This is a genomic window from Rathayibacter sp. VKM Ac-2754, assembly GCF_009807095.1.
Classification (GTDB): domain Bacteria; phylum Actinomycetota; class Actinomycetes; order Actinomycetales; family Microbacteriaceae; genus Rathayibacter.
Map to the genome: position 1 here is coordinate 87,837 of NZ_WUCC01000012.1, position 12,656 is coordinate 100,492.

The window sequence follows — 12,656 nt, forward strand, 5'->3', positions numbered from 1 at the left end:
CGCGTCAGCGCTCGGGAGGCCTGCGCGCGCGGTCCTTCGCGAACAGATGGCCCGCGAAGGCGAGGGCGGCTCCCAGCGCGAGGCCGACGCCTATGCCGGAGCCGACTCCGATGCCGGGGAAGACGAGCGCGCTCCCCACCCCGAGCAGCAGCCCGAGCACTCCCCCGCCGACGGTCCAGCCCACGGTCAGTCCTCGCGCTCCCACGGAGCCGGGATCGGGTAGTACTCCTCGAGGAACCCGATGACGGCCTTCGTGCGCGCCTCCGCCGAGATCTCGGGGAAGCTGCCGTCGTTCAAGCAGAAGAAGTCGACGCTGCGGTTCTTCAGCAGCTTCTTCATGTCCTTGAGGCCCTGGTGCATCGTCGTGTCGACGTACTTGACCGAGGCGTTCTCCTGGACGACGGCGCGCCCCGTCATCAGCGCGTAGTAGTGGTAGAGCGAGTTGGTGACCGAGACGTCGCTCGACGAGCGGAAGCGGCTCGCGGCGGTCGCGGTGAACTCCGGCTCGAACTCGGCCTCGAGCTCGGCCATCACCGTCTTGCGCAGCGGAGTCGCCGCGTGCTCGAGGTGACGGGTCGTCATGGCGCCGAACCGCTCGCGCAGGAGGCGGCGGTTGACGCGGGCGGCGTTCTCGAACCCGCTGCGCGCCGCGTTCGAGTCGCCCATGCCGATGCGCGTGGTCGCCTCGATGAACTTGGTGATGCCTCCGGGCGAGAAGAAGATCGACGGATTCACGGGACGGCCGAAGAACATGTCGTCGTTCGAGTAGAGGAAGTGCTCGGCGAGACCCGGGATGCGGTGCAGCTGGCTCTCGACCGCGTGCGAATTGTGGGTCGGCAGCACCGACAGGTCGCGGAAGTGGTCCTCGCTGCGCACCAGGGTGACGTCGGGGTGGTCCTCGAGCCATTGCGGACGGGGCGAGTCGGTGACGATGAAGATCCGGCGGACCCACGGGGCGTACATGTAGACGCTGCGCAGCGCGTACTTGAGCTCGTCGATCTGGCGGAAGCGCGCGGGAGCGTCGTCGCCCTCGCCGACGACGTAGCTGGCCATCCGCGCCGCGCGGGCGCGCTGGAAATCGAGGTCGGTGCCGTCGACCCACGAGAAGACCATGTCGACGTCGAAGCGGATGTCGCTGACGAGGGGCTCGAACATGCCCTCGAAGGTCGGCCAGGTGCGTCCGTAGAGCTCGACGTGCGCGTCGATCGCCTCGGTCACGGGCAGGCTGTTGCGCATCAGGGCGTTCTCAGCGGGCGTGATGATCTCCTCCTCGCCCACCTTCCAGAACTCCAGGCGCACGCCGCTGCGCGCGCCGTAGCGGAGTGAGCCGTTCGGCGAGACGCGCGGGCGGAAGAGCGAGAAGACGGCGGCGCGCGGATACGGGGCGATGATCCCCTCGGCGAGGAGCTGGGCGGGAGTGCCGCGCTTGTCGAGGGTCTTCACGTAGAACGGCTCGGTCGCGAAGGCGCGCGCGAGCAGCGTCGCCAGCTCGGCGCCGAGCGATCGGTCGATCGCGAGGAAGGGCGATCCGTCGTTGCCGCGGATCAGCCGGTAGGGGAACTCGGCCTCGACCAGGACCTCGCCGAGGGCGACGAGGTCCTCCGTCCACGCCGCGCGGGGGGTCGTACTCGAGTTCACCAGTGAGAACAGGCCGGCATGGACCACGACGTCGTCGCGGTCGAAGTGGCGCGGACGCAGGAGGGGTGAGGGCAGAGCACGGACGGAAGGCATGAGTCCCATTATCCGCCGCCGGGGTTTCCCCTGTGTTACCGGCAGTTCACCTTGACAGGGAGTGCAGACGCGCCAGGGCGGCATCGCCCGCCGCACCCGCCTCGCGCGCGCGCTGCGCCTGGTCGGCGAAGACCACTCCGAGCAGGAATGCGGGCTCTCCCCGCTTCTCGGCCGAGACCGCCCAGGCGCGCACCGTCTCGCGCAGCGCGGCCGCGTCGCGCTCCTCTCCGAGGGCGTCGGCGACGCGCTCGGCGGCCGACTCGAGCGCGCGATGCCGCTTCTTCACCACCGACGGCACGACCGAGGTCCAGGCCTGCACGAGGTAGCGGAGGCGCTTGGCGGCCTTGCGGATCTCGTGCCGGGCGGTCTCCGCCTCCTCCGCGGGTGCGCTACTGGCCCGCTCGAGGCGCGCCAGCTCCTTGTCGACCGAGCGATCGAGGAGCTTCTTCGCACTCGATCCGGCCCGCTCCGTGAGCGGCGGATCGGCGAGCAGCGCGTCGATCGAGGCCAGCAGAGCGAGATAGCGGCCGCCGCGCAGGGTCCGCGAGACGCGGGAGAGGGCCGTCGCGTGCCTCCGCTCGCCCGCCTCGAAGAGCGTGTCGTAGGCGGAGGAGAGGCCCGGCGACTCGCCCGCTGCCGCATCGATCGCGGTGCGCAGGCGACCCGCGAGCACCTCCTCGTCGCGCGCCGCCCCGAGGACGGCGGCCAGCCAGCGGAGCTCGTCGCGAAGGGGGTCGGTCGAGGCGCGCTCGAGGACCGACCTCGACCCTGCGAGCACGGTGCGCAGGCGTCGCGTGAGCACGCGCATCCGGTGCAGCGCGTCGTCGGTCTCGAGGCGCACGTGCGGGTCGATCGACCGCAGGTCGCGCAGCAGGGCGCGGATCGCGGCGAGCGCCGCCTCTCCGCCGTCGCCCGGGGTGGCGGAGGACTCGTCGATAGGACCGCCGGTCGCGCGCGCGAGCTTCGAGGCGCTCGCGGCGGGTCGGGCCCCGGCCTCGAGCAGACGGGCCTCGATCGCGTCGAGCGCTGCCTCGCCCTCGGCACCGTGCACGTCGACCAGCTCGACCTCCCACTCGCGCCAGCGCCGCTCCTGCCCCGACCGCACGTCGAGCGCGATCACGAGATCGTCGGCGATCTCGGCGAGGAGGCGCCCCTCGCCGTCGGCCGCGCGGGTGATCCCGCGCACCGTCTCGAGCACCGCCAGCGGCTCGAGGCGGGCCCGCGCGACGTGGGCGAGGACGGGCTCGCGCACGGCGGCCGGCACGGTGCTCGTCGATGTCAGCGGCGCGTGGATCTCGGTGCGTCCCGCGGAGCCGGGGAGCTTCACGTGCCAGCCCTCGTCCGCTCCCCCGACACGGCGACGGAGGGTGATGCGGCCCCGAGAGAGGGCGCGGTCGGCGGTGTCGAAGTACTCGGCGCGGAGGGTCACCGGCTCCTCGCGGACGATGCTCGCGACCGCTCCCGCGCCGACGAGCTCGGGCAGCTCGGCCTCGGCGTCCACGTCGTACTTGCGCTCGACCTCGGTCTGCACGCTGCGGGAGGGGCTCGTCTTCTTCGCTGGATCGCTGGCCATGCTCCATTGTGCGCACGAGGCGGCACCGTCGAGGACTCCTCCCGCGCGCGCCGCCTAGGCTGGAGTGATGACTGCGCCCGTCCCTCCCGTCGCCCGTCGCATCCCCCTCGAACGCCGTCATCACGGCGATCTCGTGATCGATCAGTACGAGTGGCTGCGGCAGAAGGAGGACCCGGAGGTCCTCGCCCACCTCGAGGCCGAGAACGCCTACACCGACTCCGTGCTCGAGCCCCTCGCGCCGCTGCGGCAGACGATCTTCGACGAGATCCGCTCGCGCACGAAGGAGACCGACCTGTCGGTGCCGGTGCGCGAGGGCGCCTGGTGGTACTTCTCGCGCTCGTACGAGGGCCGCCAGTACGCGGTGCACTGCCGCGCCCCGATCTCGGGTTCCGACGACTGGACGCCTCCGTCGATCGCCGAGGGCGGCTCGCTCGAGGGCGAGCAGATCGTGCTCGACGGCAACGCGGAGGCGGAGGGTCACGACTTCTTCTCGCTCGGCAGCTTCGACGTGTCGAGCGACGGCCGCTACCTGCTCTTCGGCACCGACGTCGAGGGCGACGAGCGCTACACCCTCCGCATCCGCGACCTCTCGACCGGCGTCGACCTGCCCGACGTGGTCGAGGGCACGGGCGGCGGCGCGACCTTCGGCGCCGATGCGCGCTTCGTCTTCTACCCCACGGTCGACGAGTCGTGGCGTCCCGACACGGTCTGGCGCCACGAGGTGGGCACCGACTCCTCCGCCGACGTGACGGTCTTCTCGGAGCCGGACGAGCGCTACTGGATCGGCATCGGCCTCACCCGCAGCCGCCGCTACCTGGTGATCGAGATCGGCAGCAAGATCACGAGCGAGTGCCTGCTGCTCGACGCCGACGACCCGACGGGCGAGTTCCGCTCCGTCTGGCCGCGTCGCGAGGGAGTGGAGTACGAGGTCGAGCACGCGGTGGTCGACGGGCGTGATCGTCTCCTGATCGTGCACAACGACGGCGCCCTCGACTTCGAGATCGTCGAGGAGCCGGCCGATCTCGGCCTGAGTCACGAGCAGCGCGCCGAGGAGCGCCGCGTCGTCGTCCCGCACTCCGCCGGTCGCCGCATCGAGGGTGTCGACGCCTTCGCGAGCCACGTCGTCGTCTCCTACCGCTCGGAGGGCGCGACGCGTCTCGGCCTCCTGCGCGACGGCCGGGGCGAGGCGGTGCTCGAGGAGATCGTCTTCGGCGAGCCGCTCTACGACGCCGGGCTCGCGGGCAACCCCGAGTGGGAGCAGCCCGCGCTCCGCCTGGCGTACACCTCGTTCGTGACGCCCTCGACGGTGCTGGCGCTCGACGTGGCGACCGGCGAGCGGACCGTCCTCAAGCAGCAGCCGGTGCTCGGCGACTACGACCCCGAGCGCTACGTGCAGCGTCGCGAGTGGGCGACGGCCGCGGACGGCACCCGCATCCCGCTGTCGCTCGTCTGGCGGCGGGACGCGGCCGATCCCGACAGCGCGCCGGCACCCCTCGTGCTCTACGGCTACGGCTCGTACGAGGCCAGCATCGACCCCGGCTTCTCGATCCCCCGGCTCTCGCTGCTCGACCGCGGAGTCGTCTTCGCGATCGCGCACGTGCGCGGCGGCGGCGAGATGGGCCGCTCCTGGTACGAGAACGGCAGGACGCTCACCAAGCGCACCACCTTCACCGACTTCGTCGACGCGGCGCACCACCTGATCGAGGCCGGGTTCACGACTCCGGAGCGGCTCGTCGCCCAGGGAGGCTCGGCGGGCGGTCTGCTGATGGGCGCGGTGGCGAACATCGCCCCGGAGTCGTTCGCCGGGATCCTCGCGCAGGTGCCGTTCGTCGACGCGCTCACCTCGATCCTCGACCCGTCGCTGCCGCTGACCGTCATCGAGTGGGACGAGTGGGGCGACCCGCTGCACGACCCCGAGGTGTACGCCTACATGAAGTCGTACTCGCCCTACGAGAACGTGCGCGAGGGCGTGCGGTACCCGCGGATCCTCGCCACCACGAGTCTCAACGACACCCGGGTGCTCTACGTCGAGCCGGCGAAGTGGGTCGCGAGGCTCCGCGAGGTCGGGGCGCCGGCGCTCCTCAAGATCGAGATGACCGCCGGGCACGGCGGGGTGAGCGGACGCTACGAGCGCTGGCGCGAGGTCGCCTTCGAGTACGCGTGGACGCTCGACGTGCTCGGGCTGTCCTGAGGGCGCACCGCGGGAGTGGCGCGCTCCGGATCACCGGGGCGCGCCGCAAGCCCCAGCTGCCCGACACGCGAGCCCGTTAGGGTCGGGGTGCCGACGAAGGGGAGAGCCGACCAATGAGCGCAGGCCTATCGATCGACCGGGCCACGGCCTGGGTGGCGGAGCAGCGGTGGTACGCGAGCAAGGGGCGCAGCCCCGTTCTCGAGGTCCGCGGGGAGTGGGTGCTCCGGCGCGCGGGCGGGGACGTCGTCGTGACGCTCGTCATCGACCGCGCCGGGACCAGCCCCGTGCTGTACCAGGTGCCGGTGACCGTGCATCCGGAGCCCGTCGAGGGCCTCGAGGACGCGCTGATCTCGAGCGACGACGGCCGGTACGTCTACGACGGGCCGCGCGACCCGTTCTTCGCCGAGGCGCTGCTCGAGATGATCGCCGACGACCGCTCCTCCGACGCCGACGGCGCGCTCGGACACGCGCGTGCCGACGGCCACCGCCAGCCGGGCGCCGTGATCGGCGCGTTCGCGTCCTCGCGGATCCTGAGCGGCGAGCAGTCGAACACCTCGATCATCGTGCAGACCACCGCGGAGGACGGCTCGGCCGCCACTCCCGTGATCGTGAAGGTCTTCCGGGCGCTGCACCACGGCGACAACCCGGACGTCACCGTGCAGTCGGCCCTGAACGCGGCCGGCAGCACGCTCGTCCCCCCGGTGATCGGCAACGTCACCGGCGAGTGGGACGACAGCGGGGAGGAGTCGGGCCGCGCGTTCGGCCATCTCGCCTTCGCCCAGGAGTTCCTCCCCGGCGTCGAGGACGCCTGGCGCGTCGCTCTCGAGGCCGTGGGCACCGACTCCGACTTCACCGGCCCCGCCCGCGAGCTGGGCCTCGCGACTGCCGAGGTTCACGCCGTGCTGGCCGACGTCATGGAGACCGAGGACGCCTCGCCCGAGGTGATCGAGCGGATGATCGGCAGCATGCGCCGCCGCCTCCGGATCGCCTCGGCCGAGGTGCCCGTCATCGCCGAGGACGCGGAGGCGATCGACGCCGTCTTCCGCGCGGCCGCCGACGCGCCGTGGCCGAGACTGCAGCGGATCCACGGCGACTACCACCTGGGCCAGGTGCTGTCGGTGCCCGGCCGCGGCTGGGTGCTGCTCGACTTCGAGGGCGAGCCGCTGCGACCGATGAACGAGCGGCGGATGCCCGACATCGCCCTGCGCGACGTGGCGGGCATGCTGCGGTCGTTCGACTACGCCGCGGGCGCCTCGGAGCAGGACTCCCCCGGCACGTCCCGGTCGGCCTGGGCGGCCGCGACGCGCGCCGCGTTCCTCGAGGGCTACACGGAGCGGGCGGGAGACGTCGTCACTGCACATCGCGCCGTGCTCGACGCGTTCGAGCTCGACAAGGCCGTCTACGAGGCGATCTACGAGGCTCGCAACCGCCCGGGCTGGTTGTCCATCCCCGTCGCCGCGGTCCAGCGTCTCGCTGCGCACTCGTAGGGTTCAGAGATGAGCGAACGCGACACGACCCCCGAGCCCCTCGATCCGCTGAGCGACTTCTCCCTCCCGGGCGACGCCGATCTGCACGTGGAGGGCGACGCCTCCGGAGCCGACGGCGCCGAGATCGCCGAACCGGGAGACGACGAGGACTGACTCCCTTGCGGGGGTCGACTCCGCGGAGAGACGATGGGGCTCATGGGTGAGCTCGTCGTGCAGCAGTTCGTCTCGGCCGACGGCTTCGCCGCGAACGCCGACGGAGTGTTCGACGTCTTCGAGGGCGTCGGCACCGAGATGGCCGACTTCGAGGAGCGCAACGCGGCGCGGATGTCCGGCGTCGACGCGATCCTGCTCGGTCGCGCCACCTACGAGATGTTCGTGCAGTACTGGCCGACTCCCGCCTCCGACGCCGAGGTGATCGCGGAGGCGATCAACAGCACGCCGAAGCACGTGGTCTCGGCGACGCTGACGCAGGCGCCGTGGGGGTCGTTCGCACCCGCCAGGATCATCGGCCTCGAGGAGATCGACGCGGTCGTCGCGTCTCCGGGCGAGACCCTCGTCTGGGGCAGCCTGGCGCTGACGCGGCACCTCTTCGCGGCGGATGCCGTCGACCGGGTGCGACTGGTGGTGCTGCCCACGGCGATCGGACGCGGCGTGCCGTGGTCGCCTCCGGAGACACCGCTCGCGCTCGAGCTGCTCGACGTCGCGCACTTCGGCAACGGGATGGTCGAGACGGAGTACCGGGTCGCCCGCCGCTGAGCGCGCTCGGACCGCGGCGGGTCAGCCGCCCATCTCCGGCTCGGCCCAGGAGGCGATCTCGGACCCGGCGTCGGCGCAGTCGCCGGACAGCTCGGTGACCAGTGCGCTCCAGTCGTCGGCGACGGGGTCGTAGGTCCAGCGCCCGGCGGCGGTCTCGGCCTGCCGCAGGTGGTCGCGGATCGCGGTCACCGACGCGGTGATCGCCGGGTCGTCGGATCGGACGGTGGAGAGCTGGAAGGCCTGGCGCTCGAGGAACGATCGGTACGACTCCTCCGACACCTCGCCGCTGTCGCGGAACCACCGCATCGTCCACTCGAGGCTGAACAGCGAGGTGTAGCGGCCGCAGGCGTAGGACGCGCTCAGATCCTGCTCGCCGGCGGTGCGGTCGAGGGGCTCGGGGGTCGCCGTCACGGTGACGGTGGGAACGGGTGCCGCCGCCTCGGCCGCGGCACAGCCGGTGAGCAGCGCGACGGACGCGAGGACGGCACCTCCCCCGCGGAGTGCGGTGATCCGACGTCGTCCGGTCTGCGTGTCCCCCATGCGGTGACCCTACCGACTCCGAGGCGAGCGGCGGGATCTGGCCGCTGAGCGAGTCCTCCCGCGCGAAGGCGACGGTCTCGCGACGGCGACGTGACGCGTTCGCGTCACAGGACCCCTCCGATGGGTGACGCGGGCGGGCTGTTCGGGACTCTGGTCGGACCCGAACCGACCGACTCCGAAAGGCAGCCCGTGAACACCACCTCCTCCTCCTCCGAGCCGTCCCGCTCGCTCTCGCGTCGCACCCTGGCGACCGGCGCGGCCTGGTCGCTCCCCGTGATCGCCGTCGCCGCCTCCGCCCCGCTCGCGTCCGCCTCCCCCGGCACCGCGCCCTGCATCGACCCGGCCGACGGCGCCTGCATCGCGGACTGGAAGGGCGACCACCACTACGGCAGCGACGAGCACGACCCGGCGCGCCGCTCGTACGACTTCCCCGTGTTCGTCACCGACGCGGCCGGCACGGCCGTCGAGGACGCGACCGTGACCGTGCTCGCCTCCGGCTCGAACTCCGATGGCGACCTGCTGGGTGTCTACGCCTACCCGGCGCCCTCGAACGGCGGACCCGAGAGCTCGCCGAGCCCCGCCGCGACGCTGACCCACGGGCCCGCCGGTCGCTACCTCTTCGCGGTGAACACGCAGAACCTCTCGACGCACGAGCGCCCCGCGACGGCGACGCTGACCATCACGGCGACCACGTCGGCCGGCAGCGCGACCTCGGTCGTCACGGTGCAGTTCTCCGAGACGGACTGACCGCTCGAGCGCGGCGGTGCGATCTGCAGGCGGTGGGGCGAGAACGCCGCCGATCAGGCGGCAGGATCGACCGGATCCGCGGGATCGCCTGCAGACCGCACGCCGCGCTCCCCACCACCGCACGACGCCGGCTCAGTCGCCGCCGGAGCGGACCGTCCTCGGGGTCGCCCCGAGCTGCGCCTTCATCGCCCCGCGCAGGTGACGCGTCGAAGTGAACCCCGACCGGTTCGCGGCCTCCCTGATCGACACGCTGCCGCGTCGACCCTCCCGCAGCAGCTCGTGCGCGAGACGCAGGCGCTCCACCCGGAGCTCGCCCGCCAGCGACGAGCCGACGAGCCGGAAGTCGCGCTGGAGGGTCCGCACCGAGACACCGAGCTCCGCGGCGACCGAGGCCGGGGTCGTTCCCGGATCGGAGGCGGTCGTCTCGAGGACGCGCCGGGCGCGCTCGACGCGCGACGCCTCCTGAGGACGCTGCGGACCCCGCCCGTTCTGCAGCAGCAGGACCGCGAGCACCTGCAGCACGGAGTCGGCCGTCGCGTCCTCGGTGCCGTCCGGCTCGGGCGTGTTCAGCAGCGCGGTGAAGAACGCCCGGAGCGGCGTGATCAGGTGCGACGCGAGCGGGACGCCCTCGTCGAGGGAGTCGACCGCGACTCCGAGCGGTCGCAGACTGTCGATCGAGACGGTGACCTGCAGCGAGTCGACCGGCATGCTCGCGTGGTGCTCGGCCAGCGGCCCGCGGACGAACGCGGCCTGGCCGGCCCTCAGCCCGTGGCGGCTCCCGGTGAAGGTCAGCTCGCCGTCGAGCAGGAAGAGCACGGTGACGACCTCCTGCCGAGCGGAGTCGCTCACCGTCACCGGCGACTGGCGCACCCTGACCAGGGCGACGTCCCGGGTGATCCGGCGGCCCCGGCCCAGCAGGTAGTGGGGCCCGCCGCCCGCGAAGACGACGCTCGCCGGGAGGTCGTCGACCGAGCCCGGGCCGAGATGGGTCCATTCGATGGGCGCGTGCACACGTGCTCTTCCGATCACGGACCGCTGCGACCCCTCGGGGCGGTCCTCCGGCGGTGCTCGAGCTGCGGCGGAGGTGCGTGCATCACCTCGCCCGGGGTCAGGGGGACGGGGTGGACCGGCAGTGAGCGACGTCAGTCCGAGCGTAGGAGTGACCCTCGAACGGGAGTAATCGACACGAGAGGCTTGCGCTCCGCAGTGGGATCGTGACCCTAGAGCCAGCCCCACTTCTTGAACAGCCGGTGCAGGACGACGCTCGAGGCGAGCATCGCACCGAGCGCCGCGGGGTAGCCCCAGGCGAGGTGCAGCTCGGGCATGGCGTCGAAGTTCATGCCGTACACGCTCGAGATCATGGTGGGCGCGAAGAAGATGGCGGCCCACGCCGAGATGCGCTTGACCTCGTCGTTCTGCTGGTTGCCCGCCTCCGCCAGCTTCTTCATGTCCTCGTTCTGGCGCTGCGCGACGAGAGTCGCGTTCACGGCGAGGATCTCGCGCAGCGTCGTGCGGAAGCCGTCGACCCGCTCGTTCACTACCGCGACGTGGTCGGCGACGTCGCGGATGTAGCGGCGCAGCTCGACGTCGGACTGGAAGACCTCGAAGTCGGTGACCAGGCGGCCGAGCATGCCGACGAGCGGCGAGACCGCCCGCTGGAAGTCGAGGACCTCCTGGCTGAGCTCGTAGATGCGCCGCGACACGGCGGGGTCTCCCTCGAAGACCTGCGCCTCGATCTCGTCGATGTCGTTCTCGAGGCCGGCGACGACGGGCGAGTACTGATCGACCACGGCGTCGAGGATCGCGTAGAGCACGGCGACGGGGCCGACGCGCAGCAGCGCGGGGTCGGCCTCCATCCGCCGGCGCACGAGCGAGAGGTCGGGCTTCTCGGAGTGGCGCACCGTCACCACGAAGTTCGGCCCGACGAACAGGTGCAGCTCGCCGAAGTCGACCTCCTCGCGCTGGTCGGAGTAGCTGGCCGCGCGGAGCACGACGAACATGTCGTCGCCGTAGCGCTCGAGCTTGGGGCGCTGGTGGGCGCTGATCGCGTCCTCGATGGCCAGAGGGTGCATCGAGAACTCGTCCTCGAGCGAGGAGAGCTCCGCCTCCGTCGGCCGGTAGAGGCCGATCCACGCCATCGCGTCGGGGAGCTTCTGGAGGGCGGCGAGCGCCTCCGGGATGCTGTGCGGCGAGACGATCCGGCGGCCGTCCTGGTAGATCGCGTTGTCGACGGTGCTCGTCCGCACGGGCTCCTCGGGCGGGCGGATCCGCTCGATCGGACTGGTGTCCTCCGCCACCGCGCGCGTGCGCGAGCCGAGTCCCAGGATCGTGGAGGGGACGCGGGGCAGTCTCATCCCGTGCTCCTCTCGTCGTGGCCGACGACCTATTGTGCACCCGCCGGTGAACGAGAGGTGTCCGAGCGCGCGGCCGGTGTCGGAGGTGCTCAGTAGCCTGGACCGGCACGACGGCAACCCTCGCGAAAGGACGGATGTGAAGCTCCTGCACACCTCCGACTGGCACATCGGGCGCACGTTCTTCGGCCACTCCAGCGTCGCGGCGCTCGGCACGGTCCTCGACGCGCTCGTCGAGACGGTTCGGGCGGAGGCGGTCGACGCCGTCCTCGTCGCCGGTGACGTCTTCGACTCGGCGGTGCCCGCGGCCGAGCACTACACCCTGCTCACCCGCACGCTCGAGGCGATCCGCGGGGCGGGTGCCGAGGTCGTGCTGACCAGCGGCAACCACGACTCGCCCGCGCGACTGGGCTTCCAGGCGGGGCTGCTGCGCACCTCCGGCGTGCACGTGCTCACCGACCCCGAGCGCTACACCGAGCCCGTCGTGCTGCGGGGCGCCGACGGGGTCGAGGCGGGCGTCTACGGCATCCCCTACCTCGAGCCCGCCCTCTACCGGCACCGGCACCCGGAGGAGTCGCTGCGCCGCCACGAGGAGGTCCTGTCGTTCGCGATGCGCCGGGTGCGCGAGCACGCCGAGTCCGCAGGCAGGCCGTGGGTGGTGCTCTCGCACTGCTTCGCGGTCGGGGCGCCGACGGCGACGGTCGAGCGCGACATCACCGCGGGCGGCATCGACTACGTCTCGGTCGACCACTTCGCAGCGGCCGACTACGCCGCGCTCGGGCACATCCACGGGCGGGCGACGCTGCTGCCGAACGTCCGCTACTCCGGGGCCCCGCTGCACTACTCGTTCGGCGAGGCGTCGAAGCCCCGCGGCGGATGGCTGGTCGAGCTGGACTCCTCCGGTCTGCGCGAGGTCACCTGGTCGCCGCTGCCCGTGCCGCGGCGCCTGAGCGTGATCGAGGGGCCGCTCGCGACGCTGCTGAGCGACCCGTCGCTCGGCGAGTACGAGGGCGACTGGGTGTCGGCCGTGCTCACCGACGAGGTGCGCCCGCTCGACGCGATGACGCGGCTGCAGTCGCGGTTCCCCGGCTGCGCGACGCTGGAGCACCGTCCGCCGCACGCGGCCGCCGAGCGGCGCGAGTACGCCGAGCGGGTGCGGGGGCGCAGCGACGTCGAGATCGTCGACGACTTCCTCGCCCACGTGCGCGGCGGGCACGGGGCGACGGAGCTCGAGCGCGCCCTGGTGCTCGACGCCCTCGCCGCGGTCGACGCCGAGGCGA

General features: G+C 72.2%; 12 protein-coding genes. 6 read left to right on the forward strand and 6 right to left on the reverse strand.

The genetic code is table 11. The annotated features are described in order from the left end of the window. Positions 1-4: 4 nt before the first annotated feature. From GRS92_RS16790 to GRS92_RS16800, 3 genes are read right to left on the reverse strand one after another with little or no spacing between them, the layout of a single operon-like run. Positions 5-184 carry a hypothetical protein gene (locus GRS92_RS16790; RefSeq protein WP_159858676.1) on the reverse strand — a complete coding sequence of 60 codons (180 nt, stop codon included), beginning with the start codon at positions 182-184 and terminating at the stop codon, positions 5-7. A 2-nt stretch (positions 185-186) separates the two neighbouring features. Further along, on the reverse strand, positions 187-1,731 hold the full coding sequence (locus GRS92_RS16795) for a stealth conserved region 3 domain-containing protein (protein ID WP_235022090.1): 1,545 nt from the start codon (positions 1,729-1,731) through the stop codon (positions 187-189). 46 nt (positions 1,732-1,777) lie between these two features. Further along, the gene (locus GRS92_RS16800; RefSeq protein WP_159858699.1) at positions 1,778-3,304 is read right to left on the reverse strand and encodes a CYTH and CHAD domain-containing protein; all 1,527 of its coding nucleotides are present in this window, start codon (positions 3,302-3,304) and stop codon (positions 1,778-1,780) included. A gap of 67 nt (positions 3,305-3,371) precedes the next feature. Here GRS92_RS16800 and GRS92_RS16805 point away from each other — a divergent pair, with 67 nt between their 5' ends. The 4 genes from GRS92_RS16805 to GRS92_RS16820 all read left to right on the forward strand — a co-directional run bounded on the left by GRS92_RS16805 (position 3,372) and on the right by GRS92_RS16820 (position 7,738). Continuing rightward, complete coding sequence (locus GRS92_RS16805) at positions 3,372-5,495, forward strand: S9 family peptidase (protein WP_159858702.1); 2,124 nt, start codon at positions 3,372-3,374, stop codon at positions 5,493-5,495. 113 nt (positions 5,496-5,608) lie between these two features. Next, on the forward strand, positions 5,609-6,982 hold the full coding sequence (locus GRS92_RS16810; protein ID WP_159858705.1) for a maltokinase N-terminal cap-like domain-containing protein: 1,374 nt from the start codon (positions 5,609-5,611) through the stop codon (positions 6,980-6,982). A 9-nt stretch (positions 6,983-6,991) separates the two neighbouring features. Then, the gene (locus GRS92_RS16815) at positions 6,992-7,135 is read left to right on the forward strand and encodes a hypothetical protein (RefSeq protein ID WP_159858708.1); all 144 of its coding nucleotides are present in this window, start codon (positions 6,992-6,994) and stop codon (positions 7,133-7,135) included. Between the two features lie 42 nt (positions 7,136-7,177). Further along, positions 7,178-7,738: a dihydrofolate reductase family protein gene (locus tag GRS92_RS16820; RefSeq protein WP_159858711.1), complete on the forward strand. Its 561-nt coding sequence runs from the start codon at positions 7,178-7,180 to the stop codon at positions 7,736-7,738. Between the two features lie 21 nt (positions 7,739-7,759). Here the strand turns inward: GRS92_RS16820 and GRS92_RS16825 are convergent, their stop codons facing one another. Further along, positions 7,760-8,278, reverse strand: coding sequence for a hypothetical protein (locus GRS92_RS16825; RefSeq protein WP_159858714.1), 519 nt, complete (start codon positions 8,276-8,278; stop codon positions 7,760-7,762). 120 nt (positions 8,279-8,398) lie between these two features. On the opposite strand from GRS92_RS16825, the gene GRS92_RS16830 reads away from it, so the two are divergent. After that, entirely contained in the window at positions 8,399-9,025 is a 627-nt protein-coding gene (locus tag GRS92_RS16830) for a transcriptional initiation protein Tat (RefSeq protein ID WP_235022091.1), read from the forward strand. A gap of 132 nt (positions 9,026-9,157) precedes the next feature. On the opposite strand, the gene GRS92_RS16835 is transcribed toward GRS92_RS16830, so the two are convergent. Next, positions 9,158-10,036: a helix-turn-helix domain-containing protein gene (locus tag GRS92_RS16835; RefSeq protein WP_159858717.1), complete on the reverse strand. Its 879-nt coding sequence runs from the start codon at positions 10,034-10,036 to the stop codon at positions 9,158-9,160. A gap of 209 nt (positions 10,037-10,245) precedes the next feature. Further along, positions 10,246-11,379 carry a magnesium and cobalt transport protein CorA gene (locus GRS92_RS16840; RefSeq protein ID WP_159858720.1) on the reverse strand — a complete coding sequence of 378 codons (1,134 nt, stop codon included), beginning with the start codon at positions 11,377-11,379 and terminating at the stop codon, positions 10,246-10,248. A gap of 136 nt (positions 11,380-11,515) precedes the next feature. Here GRS92_RS16840 and GRS92_RS16845 point away from each other — a divergent pair. Next, on the forward strand, positions 11,516-12,656 hold a 1,141-nt coding region (locus tag GRS92_RS16845; RefSeq protein ID WP_159858723.1), incomplete at its 3' end, for an exonuclease SbcCD subunit D.